The organism is Pseudomonas sp. B3(2017) (assembly GCF_002113595.1).
Classification (GTDB): domain Bacteria; phylum Pseudomonadota; class Gammaproteobacteria; order Pseudomonadales; family Pseudomonadaceae; genus Aquipseudomonas; species Aquipseudomonas ekonensis.
In genome coordinates, this window is the sequence record NZ_NEIU01000009.1 from 195221 (window position 1) to 212566 (window position 17346).

General features: G+C 53.8%; 17 protein-coding genes. 13 read left to right on the plus strand and 4 right to left on the minus strand.

Annotated features, from left to right (window positions below):
- Positions 1 to 26 precede the first annotated feature (26 nt).
- Positions 27 to 737: a response regulator gene (locus tag CAG33_RS15615; protein ID WP_085633011.1), complete on the plus strand. Its 711-nt coding sequence runs from the start codon at positions 27 to 29 to the stop codon at positions 735 to 737.
- On the plus strand, positions 734 to 2083 hold the full coding sequence (locus CAG33_RS15620; protein ID WP_085639219.1) for an ATP-binding protein: 1350 nt from the start codon (positions 734 to 736) through the stop codon (positions 2081 to 2083). Before CAG33_RS15615 ends, CAG33_RS15620 begins: the two co-directional genes overlap by 4 nt.
- A gap of 31 nt (positions 2084 to 2114) precedes the next feature.
- Here CAG33_RS15620 and msrA read toward each other — a convergent pair whose 3' ends face one another.
- The gene (msrA, locus tag CAG33_RS15625) at positions 2115 to 2621 is read right to left on the minus strand and encodes a peptide-methionine (S)-S-oxide reductase MsrA (RefSeq protein ID WP_085639222.1); all 507 of its coding nucleotides are present in this window, start codon (positions 2619 to 2621) and stop codon (positions 2115 to 2117) included.
- Between the two features lie 417 nt (positions 2622 to 3038).
- Here msrA and CAG33_RS15630 point away from each other — a divergent pair, with 417 nt between their 5' ends.
- The 4 genes from CAG33_RS15630 to CAG33_RS15645 all read left to right on the plus strand — a co-directional run bounded on the left by CAG33_RS15630 (position 3039) and on the right by CAG33_RS15645 (position 7050).
- A complete protein-coding gene (locus tag CAG33_RS15630; RefSeq protein ID WP_139833012.1) occupies positions 3039 to 4277 on the plus strand; it encodes a DUF2599 domain-containing protein in 1239 nt (412 codons plus the stop codon).
- 99 nt (positions 4278 to 4376) lie between these two features.
- Entirely contained in the window at positions 4377 to 5588 is a 1212-nt protein-coding gene (locus tag CAG33_RS15635; protein ID WP_170930012.1) for a DUF2599 domain-containing protein, read from the plus strand.
- Between the two features lie 178 nt (positions 5589 to 5766).
- On the plus strand, positions 5767 to 6282 hold the full coding sequence (locus CAG33_RS15640; protein WP_085639233.1) for a hypothetical protein: 516 nt from the start codon (positions 5767 to 5769) through the stop codon (positions 6280 to 6282).
- 408 nt (positions 6283 to 6690) lie between these two features.
- Positions 6691 to 7050, plus strand: coding sequence for a DUF6124 family protein (locus tag CAG33_RS15645; RefSeq protein ID WP_085639237.1), 360 nt, complete (start codon positions 6691 to 6693; stop codon positions 7048 to 7050).
- A 95-nt stretch (positions 7051 to 7145) separates the two neighbouring features.
- Here the strand turns inward: CAG33_RS15645 and CAG33_RS15650 are convergent, their stop codons facing one another.
- From CAG33_RS15650 to drt2, 3 genes are all read right to left on the minus strand, one after another.
- Positions 7146 to 7868 carry a DUF2290 domain-containing protein gene (locus tag CAG33_RS15650; RefSeq protein ID WP_170930013.1) on the minus strand — a complete coding sequence of 241 codons (723 nt, stop codon included), beginning with the start codon at positions 7866 to 7868 and terminating at the stop codon, positions 7146 to 7148.
- Positions 7840 to 9975 (minus strand): DEAD/DEAH box helicase, encoded by a 2136-nt coding sequence (locus CAG33_RS15655; protein WP_085639245.1) that lies wholly within the window; start codon positions 9973 to 9975, stop codon positions 7840 to 7842. The genes CAG33_RS15650 and CAG33_RS15655 overlap by 29 nt, the downstream gene beginning before the upstream one ends.
- Positions 9976 to 10048: 73 nt before the next feature.
- Positions 10049 to 11344 carry an antiviral reverse transcriptase Drt2 gene (gene drt2 / locus CAG33_RS15660; RefSeq protein WP_218189697.1) on the minus strand — a complete coding sequence of 432 codons (1296 nt, stop codon included), beginning with the start codon at positions 11342 to 11344 and terminating at the stop codon, positions 10049 to 10051.
- Between the two features lie 391 nt (positions 11345 to 11735).
- Here drt2 and CAG33_RS15665 point away from each other — a divergent pair, with 391 nt between their 5' ends.
- The 7 genes from CAG33_RS15665 (at position 11736) to CAG33_RS15690 (ending at position 17175) form a co-directional block, all read left to right on the plus strand.
- The gene (locus tag CAG33_RS15665; protein ID WP_085639248.1) at positions 11736 to 12203 is read left to right on the plus strand and encodes a metallophosphoesterase family protein; all 468 of its coding nucleotides are present in this window, start codon (positions 11736 to 11738) and stop codon (positions 12201 to 12203) included.
- 43 nt (positions 12204 to 12246) lie between these two features.
- Positions 12247 to 12867 (plus strand): LysE family translocator, encoded by a 621-nt coding sequence (locus CAG33_RS15670; protein ID WP_085632924.1) that lies wholly within the window; start codon positions 12247 to 12249, stop codon positions 12865 to 12867.
- Between the two features lie 135 nt (positions 12868 to 13002).
- Positions 13003 to 13350: a metalloregulator ArsR/SmtB family transcription factor gene (locus tag CAG33_RS15675; protein ID WP_085639251.1), complete on the plus strand. Its 348-nt coding sequence runs from the start codon at positions 13003 to 13005 to the stop codon at positions 13348 to 13350.
- Positions 13351 to 13359: 9 nt separating this feature from the next.
- Entirely contained in the window at positions 13360 to 13830 is a 471-nt protein-coding gene (locus CAG33_RS15680; protein WP_085639254.1) for an arsenate reductase ArsC, read from the plus strand.
- Positions 13831 to 13842: 12 nt separating this feature from the next.
- Positions 13843 to 14535, plus strand: coding sequence for an arsenical resistance protein ArsH (arsH, locus tag CAG33_RS15685; protein ID WP_085639257.1), 693 nt, complete (start codon positions 13843 to 13845; stop codon positions 14533 to 14535).
- A gap of 313 nt (positions 14536 to 14848) precedes the next feature.
- Positions 14849 to 16198, plus strand: a complete 1350-nt coding sequence (locus CAG33_RS28290) for a serine protease (protein WP_170930014.1) — start codon at positions 14849 to 14851, stop codon at positions 16196 to 16198.
- A complete protein-coding gene (locus CAG33_RS15690; protein WP_139833014.1) occupies positions 16195 to 17175 on the plus strand; it encodes a hypothetical protein in 981 nt (326 codons plus the stop codon). Before CAG33_RS28290 ends, CAG33_RS15690 begins: the two co-directional genes overlap by 4 nt.
- The last annotated feature ends 171 nt before the right edge of the window (positions 17176 to 17346 follow it).

The following is a 17346-nucleotide window of genomic DNA, read 5'->3' on the forward strand; positions in this document are numbered from 1 at the left end:
TTGGGCCGCCAAGGAACCCGGTGAACGTGAGCAGACTGCTGATCGTCGACGACGATGTGGAAATCCTGTCTTTGCTGAAGAAGTTCTTCGTCCAGCACGGCTACGAGGTGGACGTGGCCGCCGACGGCCAGGCCATGTGGGCGGCGATTGCCCGGCAGCGGCCGGACACGATCATCCTCGACCTGATGCTGCCCGGCGAAGGCGGCCTGAGCCTGTGCCAGAAGGTGCACACGCAACTGGGCATTCCGATCATCATGCTCACGGCCATGGGCGAGCTCAGCGACCGGGTCGTCGGCCTGGAACTGGGCGCCGACGACTACGTGACCAAACCCTTCGCCCCGCGTGAGCTGCTCGCCCGGCTGCGGTCGGTGCAGCGGCGCACCGGCGAACGGCCCGCCCAGGCCAGCGAACCCACGCGGCCGGTGATCGGCTTCGCCGGTTGGCGCCTCGACATCACCTGCCGCGAACTGCGCTCCCCGGACAACGTGATGATTCCGCTGTCCGGCGGCGAGTTCGACCTGCTGGTGCTGTTCCTCGAACACCCGCAACGCATCCTCACCCGCGAACAACTGATCGACATGACCCACGGCCAGGGCCACGACGTCTACGACCGCAGCATCGACGTGCAGGTCAGCCGGCTGCGGCGCAAGATCGAGCCCGACAGCAAACGCCCGGATTTAATCCGCACCGTGCGCAACGGCGGCTACATGTTCTCCGCCAAGGTCACTCGCCCATGATCCGCCGACTGCTGCGGCGCGACACCCTGAGCCGGCGCATCGCGCTGACCATCGTCGCGGCCATGGTCGCCTCGCTGGCCCTCAACGCCCTGTTCGTCCAGGTGGCCGGCATCTGGGCGCGCCCGCCCATCGAGCGCACCGGCCTGCTGGAGCAGATCGCCATGACCGTGCGCGTGATCGACGCCGCGCCCGCCCCGCTACGGACGCAACTGGCCAGCGCCGCCAGCAGCCCGCTGCTCAATGTGGTCTGGAAGCCCCAACGCGCCGACTTCGGCCTGCCGGGGGACGGCAGCCAAATCAAAGTGGACGACGACGCCTCGGCAGGCCGCGAAACCGTGCTGCAGACCTTGCTGGGCACCGGGCGCACGATCGAGGTCTACAACCCCAATGACTGGCCGGCGGGCAGCGCCGAGGGCCGCTACGTCGCCCTCCTGCGGCTGGCCGACGGCAGCTGGCTGTCGTTCACGCCGCCGGCGCGCAGCTGGGGCCTGGAGATCCACACCCGCATCGCCATCGTCATCCTGCTCGGTTTGATCGCCACCGTGCTGGTCGCCTGGGTCGCCACCCGCCAACTGGCGCGGCCGCTGCAACGCTTCGCCAGCGCCGCCCGGCACTTCGGCCGCAACCTGCACGCGCCGCCGATCAAGGCCGAAGGCCCGGAAGAGATCCGCCAGGCGATCATCGCCTTCAACACCATGCAGGCGCAGATCCAGCACTTCATCGGCGAGCGCACCCACATGCTCGCGGCGATCTCCCACGACCTGCGCGCCCCGCTGACCCGCATGCGCCTGCGCAGCGAATTCATGGATGACCTCAGCCAACAGGACAAACTGGTGCGCGACATCGAAGAAATGCAGTCGATGATCAACGCCGCGCTCACGTTCTTCCGTGAAGACACCCGCCCGGAAGCGCCGACCGCGTTCGACCTCTCGGAACTGCTGCAAACCATCGTCGACGACTACCGCGACCAAGGCATCGACGTCGACTTCAGCGGCCCCGCCCGCCTGGTGTACGACGGCCGCCCGCTGGGCATCAAACGGGTCATCGTCAACCTGCTGGAGAACGCCGAGAAATACGCCCGCCGCCCGCGCATCGCCCTGAGCGTCGGCCCCCACGCGATCTGCATCGAGGTCAGCGACGAAGGCCCGGGCATCCCCGAAGACGCGCTGGAGCGAGTGTTCGACCCGTTCGTGCGCCTGGAAACCTCGCGCAACCGCGACACCGGCGGCGTCGGGCTGGGGCTCTCGTCGGCGCGGGCGATTGTGCGCGAGCAAGGTGGGGACCTGACGCTGCACAACCGGCTGGGGACGGGGTTGGTGGCGCGGGTTGAGTTGCCGGCGCCTTGACGGATGCCGGCACCACCCCCCCCCTGCGGACTCACCCCCGCTTCGGCAACTTCCAGTTCGGCCGAATGAAGTGGCAGGTGTAGCCGTTCGGAATGCGCTCCAGGTAATCCTGATGCTCCGGCTCCGCCTCCCAGAACGGCCCCGCCGGTTCGATCTCGGTGACCACTCGCCCCGGCCACAGGCCCGACGCATCGACATCGGCGGCGGTGTCCTCGGCGACGTCCCGTTGCTGTTCGTTCAGGTAATAGATCGCCGAACGGTAGCTCGGCCCCCGGTCGTTGCCCTGACGGTTGGGCGTGGTGGGGTCGTGGATCTGGAAGAAGAATTCGAGGATCTGGCGATAGCTGATCACCGCAGGATCGAAGACGATCTCGATGCCTTCGGCGTGGTTGCCGTGATTGCGGTACGTGGCGTTCGGCACCTCGCCGCCGGTGTAGCCGACGCGGGTGTGCAGCACGCCGGGATAGCGCCGCAGCAGATCCTGCATGCCCCAGAAGCAGCCGCCGGCGAGAATGGCGGTTTCGGTTTGACGGGTCATGGTCTGTCCTCTCGGGGTGTGGGTGTAGGCGATGTTATGAGGGCGGGTTTGGGGATTCCAAGGTGAGCCTGTACCGCAAAGGTGAATGAGCCACCCAACGCTCCCCTACCCTAATTTTCTCTCTCAATCGGGATCTGGACTTTTCATCGGTACACACCATCGACATCCGAGCCGAAGGAGTGGCATCAGCGATGTCTTTTTACAGACAGAACCCAGACTTTTTCCTGTTCATTAAATAACTTTGTAAACCTGTAAGGTTTGCCGGTTTAGACGAATGGTTTGGGCTTTGCGGTATAAAAAATAATTTCTAATGAGAAATGAATATTTTGCACTGTCATTTTTGACAGTAGACGGATTCAGGCCGAAGCGTTTTCATTGAATTATCTCTTGCTTTTTAATCGGCACCAGGAGAACGAGATGAATCGTCTGTGCAGTTTATTAGTGTGCATTAGTGCTTCTACCGCTTATGGATACGCCTATGCTGACTACATGACGCCTGATCAAGTTGGCGCGATGGTCGAGAGACATCTGAATGATCGCTATAACAGCACTGTGCAGAACTGCGGTTCCAACGGTCGTCCGGCGGTACTATGCAGTGGCGTATTGATTCGCGGAACTGTCTACTCCGAAGCTTACAGGTTCTGGAATCCTGGCCCCGCTTCAAAAGACGCGCAGGCTTTTTCTTTTTTGCGTAAAGATGTGAAGTTTCGTCAACTGGCCTCTGACCATCAACATGGGTATATATTGCTCCCGAAATTCAATACCCCCGAGGACATGCTAAAACCAGATGTACTGTGTGCGTTTCCGGTAGATGCGGGTTCACATGTGCGCGACGATAAGGGGTGTGGTGATGCCTTCACAACCGCAGAGGTTGAAAACAGTTGCCAGATGCAATCCATACGTACAGCGGACGCTTGGGTTGAAGCGTATAAGGCCAACGCACAATCCCATCATCGGCAATGTGGTTTTGATTTAAGGTACGCAAATGAACCCCAAGGTGCTCCGATTTTCATGGAGTTCATACGTGCCAACGATTATGCGAGCAACGAGCATTATGGAACCATAGGTCTGAGCAACAATGAAGTGAGGATTGCTTCCTGGCCTCAAGGGAATGGGCGCAACGTGCCGGTAGAGGCAGTGTTTTATCTCGGCACAAACACAATCACAGGTGAAGCAACCGATCGCGGAAAAGTAACTGCCCAGAAAGACCAGTTGGCTTATTACACCGCCAATGGCCGTTTCATTCCTGTGATTAAAATGACCTTGCCGCAGGATCCTTCACAAGAGGCCACCTTCAAGTATCTTCCAGCAGACCAGGCGCGCCTGGAGGATGTGACGTGCAATCAATATATCGACTCCGCCGTTTGGGTAAAACGTTACGACCCGGGTGCGCAAGCCGAGCGCTGGTCATTGTCAGTAAGCCCAACCGATTGCGGCAGGATGATCAATGCTGCTCAAACGGATTCTTTTTACGCCGAGTTGACGACGAAATACGGCTCGGATCCCCAGTGGCGTGAGTTAGATGGGGGCGGCATGCGTCGCCAGTTAGTGTGCCTGATTACAACATTCCGAACCAAAAATGAATGGAATATGGAACCGTTCAGGCCAGATACCACGCATGAAAAAGCTGTTGTCGCAGGTTGTAATCCTATCTAAGCCACATTTTCGAATTGTCCGCCCTGATCCTGGGGTTGTCGTTTAGTCAACTGAAAATACTGGCTGTTTATATTTAAATTGATAATGAGAGAAACTGTCATGACTTCCAAAGTGATGAGTGGTGTTCTTTGTGTGGGCGCAGTGTGCTCAAGTGTATGGGCAGGCCTGGTTTTTGCGGATGCGGCAGGTGATGCGGTGGGACAAAGAGTCGCGGCTGATTTACGTGCGCGTTATCTCGATACCCGCATGTATTGCACTCGACTTTCTGCACCTGGCTTTACTTGCAACGGAATCATATTCAGAGCAACGATCCCATCTACGGCTTACAAATTCTGGGAGCCAAGTCCGCCATCCATGGCCAGTGGAGGGTGGTCATACTCCTATTTGCGCTCTGACTCCAAATTTAGAAGATTGGTACGCGACGAAGATAACGGGAATATTATCTATCCACCGCTTCTCACTCCACCTGACAAAATACCTGCTCAAGTGTTGTGTGCATTTCCCGAAGATGCTGGCTCTTTTACTCGCCCGGAACAACAAGGTTGCGGCCCCAGTACCAAACAGACGGCCGACAGTCGCATTTGTCATGAACAGGGAATACTGACGGCTGAACAATGGTTGGCTAAGCACAGACAAGACGGTCTGAGTAACCTTAACCAATGTGGTTTTAACGTTCGAGACAGCGCCAATGAAAAAGCCACCCAGTCTTTTGAAGCGTTTATTCAGGCAATGACTCTGGATTCAGATACATTTGTGCAACAAAACGAGCTGAGACTCGCCACGTGGGACGCCACCCAACCCAAGAAGCAGCCTATTCAGGCATTGTTTTACTTGTCAGGTGGCTTAAAAGATGCGCAGTTTGATCAGAAAGACTATTTGAACAGCACTGGAGACTGCCTACCGATTATCCAGATGACGTTGCCTCAAACGTATGCGGAGGACGCTTCATTTGTTTATGTACCGAGTGATCAACAGTGCTCGATAACGCCTGCCATCGAATATATTCAAGCAGCAGTTTGGATCGAAAGATTTGATCCTGGCAGTGGCCAGAACGAATGGAGTCTGTCAGTCACCCCTACGCAATACGGTAAGAATGCCACGCCGGAGCAAACTAATTTTGTGTTGGCGGAGTTGCAGAAAAAGTTTGGCGATGATTCCAGATGGAAGAACAACGACGGTGGTGGGATGCGTCGGCAACTGGTCTGCCATTACGTTATCGCTCGTGACAAGGCCCCATGGAACCTTGAACCACGCCGTAAGGACACTACTGAGCAAGTGGCGGAGGCCAACGGGTGCAATCCACCCTTCTGATCGCTTCCAACGCTCATCCACCTCGCATTCTGCCCGCATCGCTGCGGGCAAAATGTTTGATCCGAGGGCAAGCGGGTAGGCTCTGTCCGAATGGCCGCACTACCGATTCTGAACCGGTTGAAGGCGACCGCGACTTGCGGCACCCTTCGCGACGAAATTCCAAGGACGGTAAAACTCAGTGAGTCAGCTCCGCAGCGTTATAGGCTTCGCGATACTTCTCTGCGCCGGATGCACGAAAACGGCGAACATCCCACCGGCCAACCTCACGTTATCGTCTTTTGAACGTGGCCCCAGCCATCTGCTCACGGCGCGCTTTACCTCCACGGTGGATCTGCAGCACGCTTTCAATGACTACGAAAAGTCCAACCAACTCTCCCCTACCCTGATTTGCTCCCTCAATCGGGACTTGGACTTCTCATCGGAACACACCATCGACATCCGAGCCGAAGGACGGGTGACCGCGATCAGCGAGACCCGACCCCATCACACGTTTTCTTCCGAGCTCGTCTTCTACTACACCCAGCCGAACGGAACCCAACGCGACCTGAATGACTACGACGCCATCAGGCCCCTGCTGGCGTCGCAAGCGACAATCCCCTGCAAAGTGCGCATCACCGCCTACGGGTACGAAGCGTATTACACCAATACGCTGCTCATTCCTTCCAGGTTGATGACCGGGCAAATGCCCAGGTAGTCACGCCCGCTCAACCCAAGGTGCTCGCACGGAAAAGGCAGGCCGTTGTTTAAGCTTTTTGGGTGGCGTTTAAAGACACCCGCCGTTACTTCCCCAGGGCTACAACGCCTTGCGCCGTTGCCTACGCCTGCGCCAGAATCCGCCGGCTTGTGCGTCTAGGGTGCGGGTTTTACTGTTTCCGGGTCATCGAAAAACGGTGATCGGGTTTGGTAGCCCGAGATCAACACAAGGTGCACAGCACACCAGCGCGGCGTTCTATCGTCTCGGTTTTATGGTGGTCATGCACAGGGCGTCTTCGGGCGCGCCGGTCTCCTTGTGTCCCGGTCTACCAACCTGTGCATGGCCGCCACCCATCGTTTGGTAGCGAGGGGGTGATGGCTCCTTATGACGACACAAGGGAGTTTCACCATGATCAAACCAACACCAAACCCACCAGTCACCGACCCGGCATCCCCCTACGAATCCCCCGAGTCCCGAAAGCTCAACGAAGCCGCCGAACGCGCCCTCGACCACTACCTCAATCCCCCACCCAACATCATGGGCACCCGCCCAGAACCCGAACCCATGTACCTGGCCAACCCGGTCTACGACACCGAATCCCTACTGGCCAACGCCAGCGAATCCCTCGGCTCGGCGAGTGCGATGCTCAATAACTTTGCGGCGGTGCTGGAGCCGATGCATCGCAAAACGGCCATTGGCATTGCGCAGTTGGTGATGTTGGGGGAAGTGGCGGTGAATCAGGCGTTGGATAACGTTGAGCCGAAGTAGGTGTGGGGTCTGCGGCTGACCTGCATGGGTTAGCCGCGGATAAATGTGATGTCTTACAGAGAGCCGTCATGAATGGCGGCTCTCTGCCAATACAGCTACGAGAAAAAAAATGCTTGTTCTTCTATTTTTTCAAATAGATCATCAGGAACAACATGACAATTTTGGCGTTCCCGAATCAAGGCACGCTCAAACGTATTACTAACTTCTGGATCATCGTCATCACCAAACGCCCTCCACTCCTCGCCATAATATTGCTTAAAGACCAACATCGAAAACGCAAGAGGGGTCAAGGTTCTTTTGAGTGGCCAGCGATTTTCCGAATGAAACCCAATATGAAAGTGTGAACACGGATGAAAGAAGCGCTTGCGTTGATCGGGAGCATTTTCGTATCTCCACATGGGCTTACCGTTTAAGCTCTTCTTGCTGTCCAGCAAACAAAGATACTCCTCATGCGAAATAAACTGATTTTCAAAAAGCTCTGTAATATTTTTGAAAGACGCGGACTCTGATTCTTTACCCGAAACAAATGGATTTGGATAATACGCGTAGCGTACATAGCCATCACGTTCCATACCAAATTGAAAATATGAATAATCAGACAAAATTATATTGTAATGAGACAGATTCATCGCCGCAAGATAGACATCAACGTACGTACTATCCGCAGAGAGAACCGCATCTCGAAAATCAATATTTACCGGGAGTAAATTTGGATTACAAAAAGCCGCAGCCAACCCTAGCTTATCCGCCAACTCCCAACTTTTATTAATTCCCGACTGAACATCCTGCCTATTCATCGTCATAATCCAAGTCAGCATCCTCTTCTGACAGTCCCTCACGACGAAGTCTTTCTAAATACTCAGCCCTCAATTTTTTGGCCTTGACAGAGCGCTGACTGAGATCTCTCTGGATCATATCCAGCTTTGAAAGATCAGGCATAGTGAAACGTAAGGCCGGGAAATTTCTCTCTGCCTCAGACATTTCCTGAATAATTTGCCCTGTAGAACCTTGCATTCCGGAGACACGAAGCCACGCTTTAGTACGTGTAAATGCTGTGAATAACTTATTACGATCTCCTCGTGTTTTAAGTGAAATCGCATCGACACCAATTACGAATACTACAGCTGCCTCATTCCCTTTGGCACGATAAATTGTGGAAAGTGTTATCTTACCTGGTATCATAAAAGGCGGATCAGAATACGGATCGGCATGAATATTATTCGAGGCAACCCCCATATCTGCCAACTTTGAAGACAACTCTCTAAAATACCCCTTCATATGGCGATCATCCAAAGCCACAATGATTATGTCCTCCGGATTTAAGCCTTGCTCTAAGAAATCAGCTATATTGGCTGCAACCCATTCTGTTTCATCATTCAGCGACTCTGCGTTGTAATATTCTATCAGCTCGGGTAGTTCTTCCCCGCCCAAGCTCACCGGGCTATTTTCAACTGGACGCACCACTTCTATTTTTTCGTTGGCATGATAATTTTGTGAGACAACTTCGTAACCAACATCCTTCCAGTGATCAGCACTTTCAAGTAATTGCACAATATTTGAGTAAACTCCAAACCCAAGTGCATGAGCAGTGATGAGAACCTCTCGCTGGTTGCGATAGCACTTGCTAAGGACAGTATCGTTAGTAAACTTGAACGGTAGGCCTTTTGCTGCCCGCTCAAGCGATATACGTGGTTCACCATCGTTATCTATACCAAACAGTTCGGCAGGACTCCGCATCCTGACCTTCAGGATATTTTGAAGATCGTCGTAAGCCCATACAATATTTTTTTTGTCTCGGTCGCCTTTCGCAAGTCGGAAACTTAACTCATAAAATGCTGCTGGAAAATCTTGCCCCTCATCGATGAGTATATGGTCATAGTACTCTTCGATATCGCCCTTTAGCATCAGGTCTTGACATGCAAACTCAAATGGATCGATCCCATTAGGTGCTCCAGAGCGTGCGGTACTGAAAGTAAGGGGTGTTCTCCCAGCGCGTAGGCATGCATCAGAGTACGCACCTCTCGTGTTAGAACCACCCCAACCATGCAGTATATGGATATTATTCCAGTCTGGATCGACCTCTTTATAATGTCTATAGAACTTGGTTACCAAATTTTTTATTGATGACTTCAAGCTCTTTGTATAAAAGGTCAAGAGGATTTTGTCATTCGGTCTGTTCATATGAAGGTGAGCAGCCTTCATTGCTAAAATTATCGTTTTTCCTGACCCAGCAAGTCCACGTATCCGTTGAGGACCGTTAATTGTGATTAAAGCGGCGGAGCGCTGTTTTTGGTCAAAATTCGCAATTTCAGACTCAAGTTCAGCAAGCGCACTTGCTGCGCGCTGCATCTCTGGATTTTCGACCAGGCGCTTGTTCGACCGAGTAAGAGCTTTAGCCCCCTCAATCACAGATCGCGCTTCATCATATGCCTCTGGATCGAGAAGATCTTCCTCAAGATCCTGAATCAACTCCTTTAATGAATCTATTGAAGAAACAACTTCAGAGTCGCTTGAGTCAAATATTTTTTCTGCCAAGCTGCTATCACAAAAAACAACAGGAGTAACACTCAACGAAAGCTGCGCGCGTGACTTTCTTAATATCTTACTTTTCAGCAATCTTCCTATTAATATGCTACAAAATTGATTTAACGAATCATCAACTGCCAAAAGACTACTGGTACTGTCACGATCAGCTTGGATTTCCGTAATCACTCGAATAGCAAGGATTCCACAGCTTCGGCTAAGCACCAGGATATCTGGCTTATGATCTGCACCATCGTAGTCTGAATAAACAGGAAAATCATAGTAAAGAGTTGACGACGAAGCGCTAATTGCATTTTCAGAATTCTTAAGCGAATCTATTAAATCTCTGCCGAGCGGGTCTTCTTGCAATCTTTCTGTCGTGACTAGAATATCTACTGCCATGCCAGACCATTCCTTGATATCTTAGTTATCAATCATCTTTGTTGTCAAATTCTTCCAAAACAACACCAACACTTCAGTCACTACTGGATCGAGCATCGACCAGCAACTTATTTAGCTTCCTCCAATGAGAACGCAACTGCTTTCTGATCGATTTTGAGTCCATAATGCTTGCAGCCCTAAATCCGTATGAAATAAAATTTCTACGACCAAGATAGCTATAACCTTTATAGATTGTTCGAAGAAAAAGCTCTCTTGGTGGCTCTCCCCTTCCGGCCCGAAGCTCATTACATCGATCCATTGCCTTTTTGCTGACCCAGATACGCTTGCGAAGTTTCTTATAGTATCTAGCTATAGATGAAGAGCGAATATGCACACGTTCCCCATCAAAAGAAAAACCAAGATAATGAACTGGCTTATCAGAGCGAAGCTGTCCAGCAGCATCAAACGAAAACTGTCTAATTTCCGTTTTCTTCTCCTGCAAATTCAATCCAAGCTTTCTAATTTCGTCATTAACAAACTCATAAATCTCGTCTTCTTTATCAGAATCACATATGACGAGAATATCATCGCAATAGCGATAGAACACAGACTCCGTCAAGGATAGCTTTGCCAACAACGCCAGATCAAACTCCAACATATATATATTTGACAGAAGAGCGCTTATTGGAGATCCTTGAGGGATACCTCGTCGCTCAGGGTTAGTAGCAACAAGTCCTCCCTCTCTAACATCTTCACGAAACTGTTTAGGTGAGCAGAGGCGCTGACCCTCTACTCTCGGATTATGGATCGACACACCTAGTTTCTTGTAAAGTGCGACTTTGTCGACCCAAGAACTCCTAGTAATCGCCTTGTAAACTGCAAAATGGTCAACAGGAAGCTTTTGAACTCCCAGCAGCTTCGCCCATGCTGCTTTCATTCGCGAATGATCTAGACGTTCAAAGAATTTTTCAACATCGAACGCAAGAACGCAGCACTCTCCTTTTTCCTTAATCTCGCGAAATGCATCATTTGCAAAATGTATATTACTTTTCTTATCAACGGAACGAAAAGCCAATACCGACGTATGCAACCCACGGCGAACGAGCTCATCCTCATAAAGCCTACTTAAAACAAAACAGTAATAAGCATACACATGAGAATCCAAGTGAGCCGAGTAACTGATTGGCCTTGGCTTTGGATTTTTTACAAGCACCCCCCGATCATTATCCAATCGACACTTAAGAATCACCGAGGTGTAAGTAATAAAAGGATAGAACGAATGAGCTGCGACTTTATGGGGAGATGAAACATAATCCAGCGCGGCCTTCTGGCCAACGGGACGATCGAAATGAAGATATTTTCTAGGCTTGTACCACGGCAACTTGTCCATGTTCACACCTTGTTAAGCCAACCGGTGGGGATAGGATGGCGGCAGTCCCTAAATCTCCCCACCGGCTAAACTCAATGCTCTAAACATTATCCATCTTTTCAGACTAGGCCGCGTATTGCTAGAGTTGACTTATAATGTCAGTATCACGATTACATTTGGAGGTTCTCAGTGAAGAGATTCCGCGTGCTGTTGTTCGCCATGTTACTCCCGCTGATAAATAATCATGGGTGGCTTGACAACTTGTGATCCACCTCATGGCCTAGTGCCATGAGCAATTTGAATCTAGCACAGGAAATGTGAGGACGCATAGGAGTAAGTCACCATTTTTCAGCCTCCCAATACTCAGTCGCAGAATGTCAAATATTGGCGACAAGCATCCCCGGATCCCCCCATGCCCACCGCCATCCTCTCCGACACCCACAACCTCCTCCGCCCCGAAGCCCTGGCCGCGATCCAGGGCTGTTCTCTCATCATCCACGCCGGTGACATCGGCAACCCGGACATCCTCACCCAACTCGCCGCCATCGCCCCCGTCCACGCCGTGCGCGGCAACAACGACGTGAACAGCCCCTGGGCGCAGGATCTGCCCGACCTGCTCACCTTCGATCTGCACGGCCACCCCACCCTTTTGGTCCACAACATCGCCGACGTCCCCGCCGATCTCGACCCGGCCATTTCACTCGTCATCACCGGCCATTCCCACAAACCCTTGATCGAGCGGCGCGACGGGCGGTTGTACATCAACCCCGGCAGTGCCGGGCCTCGGCGGTTCAGGTTGCCGGTGACGCTGGTGTTGCTGGAGGCGGACGGCGGTTCGCTGGAGGCGCGGCTGGTGTCGTTGCTGGATCCGCCGGCCTGAACAGGCTAACGTGCCCGCACCTTCACCCGGAGCCTGTGCCGTCATGTCCATCGCCGACAACCTTCTCGCCTTCACGTTTGCCGCCACGCTGTTGACCCTCACGCCCGGGCTCGACACGGCGTTGGTGTTGCGCACCGCTACGGTGGAGGGCAAGCGGCAGGCGTTTCGGGCGGCGTTGGGGATCAATGCCGGGTGCCTGGTGTGGGGTGCGGCGGTGGCGTTCGGGTTGGGGGCGCTGATTGCAGTGTCGGAACTGGGCTACAACCTGCTGAAGTATTGCGGCGCGGCGTACCTGGCGTGGCTCGGGGTGAACATGCTGCTGCGCCCTCGCCGTTCGCTGGCGCCCGCCGAGGCCAGCGGCAAGGCCGGGGGCAACTGGTTCCTCAAGGGGATGCTGGGCAATGTGCTCAACCCCAAGGTCGGGATTTTCTATGTGTCGTTTCTGCCGCAGTTCATTCCCCAGGGGCAGCCGCTGGTGGCGTGGACGTTCGGGCTGGTGAGCATCCATGTGGTGCTGGGGCTGGTGTGGTCGATGGTGCTGATCGGCGCGACGCAGCCGTTGTCGGGGTTTCTGCGCCGTGAAAGCGTGATCCGCTGGATGGACCGCACCACCGGGATGATCTTTGTGCTGTTTGCGGCGCGGTTGGCGTTCAGCAAGCGTTGAGGCCGATGCAGCCTCGTCCCTCTCTACAAGCGGGTTATCTCGTCCGATAACCCGCGTTCGTTTCAAAACAGCTCTTGCCCGATATATGCGGATATCCGTATATTCGCACCCTCACATATCCCCGAGCCCTCCCCCATGCTCAACCCCGCCTCCGTTTTCAAATGCCTGGCCGACGAGACCCGTGCCCGCGCAACGTTGCTGATCGCCCGTGAAGGCGAGTTGTGCGTGTGCGAGTTGGTGTGTGCGCTGGACGACAGCCAGCCGAAGATTTCCCGGCACCTGGCGCAGCTGCGCACCTGCGGGCTGTTGCTCGACCGGCGTCAGGGCCAGTGGGTGTATTACCGGCTCAATCCGCAGTTGCCGGCCTGGGTGCGCGAGATGCTCGAACTCACGCTGGCGGCCAACGCGGCGTGGCTTGCGGACAACACGGCGCGGCTGGCGGCCATGGGGGATCGCCCGCTCAATTCATCCGCCTGCTGCTGAGGATTCACCATGCGAGTTCTGTTCATGTGCACCGCCAACAGTTGCCGCAGCATTCTGTCCGAGGCGCTGTTCAATCACCTGGCGCCCGCGGGTTTCGCGGCGGTCAGCGCCGGCAGTTTCCCCAAGGGCCAGGTGCTGCCGCGCAGCCTGACCACGCTGCGCGAGGCCGGTATTTCCGTCGAGGGATTGAGCAGTAAAGGCAACGATGCCTTTGCGGCGAACCCGCCGGACATCGTCATCACCGTGTGCGACAAGGCCGCCGGGGAAGCCTGCCCGGTGTACTTCGGCCCGGCGCTGAAAGCCCACTGGGGGCTGGAGGATCCGTCGGACGTGGTGGGCGACGAGGCCGCTGTGCGCGCAGCCTTCCACGCCACCCTGGCCCGCATCGACACCCGCTGCCGCGCCTTCTTCGCCCTGCCCTTCGCCCAACTGGACCGGGACGCGCTCAAGCGCGAGCTCGACCGCATCGGCACCCTGTAACCGGAGCCTTCCATGACTGCCCAGCTGCCTTACCTCGACCCTTCATTGATTCAAACCGGCGACCGGGAAGCGACCGCGCACAAGCCGCGCATCCTGTTGCTTTACGGCTCCAACCGCCCGCGCTCGTTCAGCCGTTTGCTGGTGGAGGAAGCCGCGCGGCTGCTGGAGCATTTCGGGGCCGAGACGCGGATCTTCAATCCGTCGGGCCTGCCGTTGCCGGACGACGCGCCGAGCGACCATCCCAAGGTGCAGGAGCTGCTGACGCTGATGCAGTGGTCGGAAGGCCAGGTCTGGTGCTCGCCGGAACGCCATGGCGCGATGTCGGCGGTGTTCAAGGCGCAGATCGACTGGGTGCCGCTGGCCCTCGGCGCGATCCGCCCGACCCAGGGCAAGACCCTGGCGGTGATGCAGGTGTGCGGCGGTTCGCAGTCGTTCAACGTGGTCAACCAGTTGCGCGTGCTGGGCCGCTGGATGCGGATGTTCACCATCCCCAACCAGTCGTCGGTGCCCAAGGCGTTCTTGGAGTTCGACGAACACAACCGCATGAAGCCTTCCGCGCTGTACGACCGCGTGGTGGACGTCATGGAGGAACTGGTGAAGTTCACACTGCTGCTGCGCGAGCGCCCGGACCTGGTGGACCGTTATTCGGAGCGCAAGGAGTCGGCGCAGGCGCTGACGGAGCGGGTGAATCAGCGGTCGATCTGAGAAATGCTGGTTCTTTACGCCGAAAAATTTAAAGCATCGCCAGTTCCCACCTGATGTCTTTCGACACTCAGTTCCGACCTGGCGCCTCCCCCATCGGCACCCTATATTCCTTTGCCTCAAGCGCACCTGAGAACCAACACCAAGAACACTCCCACCAAGCAACTAATTACTCAGAAAACATGACACCCACCAAAGATATCTGTGCTTTATGAATACTACCTTCTAACAGAAATCTTACTTGCGCATCACATTGACATCACCCTACTCATGACCTACACCTAGACAGCCGACTATCACATCAAGGATGTGTGTCATGAAAATACCTCTCAGATACTTTATACCCCTAGGATTTGTTGCATCTTTCGCTCATGCCGATTCACCCTCAATGAACGCTGAGGGGCCTCTCTATCAAGCATGGCCTGGTTACAACCTCACGAACAAACTTGACAAAGATCTTATCGAAAACTACTCAAACTCCCTACAGGGAAAATCCCTTGAACAATTAAAGGAACAATCCCCGATAGTCAATTATGACTTCCTTCAGAAAAACAAAGACAAGACCCTTCAAATATGGAAAACGACGCTCAACACGCCTTATGATCCAGGCCCCCAAGTCATCATGGAGCACCTGACACGAATCAACCTTGGACTACCTCCCAACCAAGACATTGCAACCTCTCCCGCGACCACAAAACTGCTAATAAAATCTGACCCAAGAATCACCACTTACGCAAACACTCCACTCAGCAACATACAAAGCTCATTTTTCACGAAAGACATTCCCGGTTCAAACCAGCAGACCATTGGCGGTAATAACATCGGCCCCAAATTTCAAAACACCGACCCGTTCCGCAACGATATCTCTGGAGTTTCACGTTCAATAGCCGAAAAGGATCTACTTAAGCTACGCACAGAGAACAAGGATTGCATTGGAAACTTCACATCCTCAACGGGAAACAGGAGACTAACCAGGGAACAAATATATAAGTGTTTCGTTACACTCAACACCTCTTTCGACAAAGTCATGCCCAAAGGCAGTTACCTTGACGCCTTGGATCTTCTGACATCAATAACAATAACTCGGGACGGCACGCACTCCTGCATGGCGTCGTTTTATGACAAAGACACATGGATCACCGCAGCGCATTGCGTATCTTACGCAAATATCGCAGACGGCCGGTCAATTCTCATTAACGGCAAGCAGATCCCCATCACAAAGACCATAGTCAAGTCCTGTGGAAAACCAGGCTGCGACGTCGCCTTCATCAGCTCACCAACAAATGTTACCGACACTGCAAAATATGAACTACGCAACCCAAACCTATCACTTCTGACTGAACAGTCTCAAATCTTGATAGCGGGCATCGAAGAAGGATCGCCAATACTTCCAGCTGATAAATCACCCTATAAATCAAATTTAATGTGGTCGGATGTCGGCAAAGGCTTTTGCAGAATATTCCGCGTTCAAAGCGGTTGCCTCAGCCACACTTGCAGCACGCTGTCGGGCTTCTCTGGCGCGCCAATTTACTGGGTAAATTCCTCTAGCAGCAAAATCGAACTGATAGGCGTGCACTCTGGAGAAAGCGTCGAAGGAATGAAATGCAACGACACCGAAAGCAATTACGCGGTAGCGTCCGATCTGTACCAAGGAGCATTAAAATGAAAAAACTATTTATTTTAGCCTCCATCACAATCTCTGCATGCAGCCACCTTGACTCAACTTCTTTCGAGTCAAAAAACTACGACTATAGCGATTTATCGAAAAACCCTCCCATCAAGGAGGTACGGGTATTTTCCATCGTCGACCAAACAGGAAAATGCCCTTTGCAGAGTACGAAAGAAACACCTCAGGCACTGGTAATTTCCGCAATCGGCTGGCTGGCAAAAGAGGCTATAGCCTATGGCAAAAGCGAACTTGAAGCGCGAGCCCAGTACCTAGAAAGCGACATCAAACTTAATGGCCGTGCTCTTCTAGTCTCAGATTGGCCCGTTAACCCCGCAAAGAAGGAAGGTCTGTGTCTGCTTCTCGTTGCTGGAAAATTCGAGGCCACTCCCAACACCCCCGCACTGGATGCTTTCCGGGCACATGTGCAGCCAAACACAGTGCTAGATGGCGAAGGCGGCTTCCGAGAAACGATGTCGGACTACCAGCTGCAAATCCCGGGCGCAGAGCCCATCGCCAACCCGTTCACAGGTTTGACAGGCAATCCGGACTTCCTGATGGAGGTGAGAGTTACGCCAAAAACAGTGGGCGGCACCTTGAATTTTGTCGTATCGCCGACCTACATGCTCTATCCGCATCCACTGCACAAAATGACGTTCAATGGGCCGAAGAGAAAGCTGACCGTTGATCTAGGCTTGGGCGACTCCAAGGCTGCGCTGGCACTGGATGACTTCCAGAGCGGTCATGAGTACACCGCGAGCAGCCTGAAAACTCGGTATGCGTTAGCGTCAAGCGCATCGGGCAAACCATTCGGCGCATTGTCCTTTGTGGTCACCGAAGGCCCTGACGCTCTCCCGACAGCCAAAGCATTGCGGGCGGTTGCAGAAAAAACAGATGACTTAAACAAAATCGTCGATGAAAAGGTGCAGGCGGCATTGGCCAAGGAGGCCGCAGCAAAAAAACCTGCCAAACCCTGACTGACGGAATACGTGACTCCCTTGATATCCGATTCACCTAACAGCCGTTGCATAGGAGTAGGCAGGGAGCTATGCCCCCTGCCTTGGTCAGACTTCAAAGAACGCACGCCATTTTTTAGCTACTTGCTACCCATTCATCGAATAGCTTCCGCCAATAGCCTGTCCGTTTTA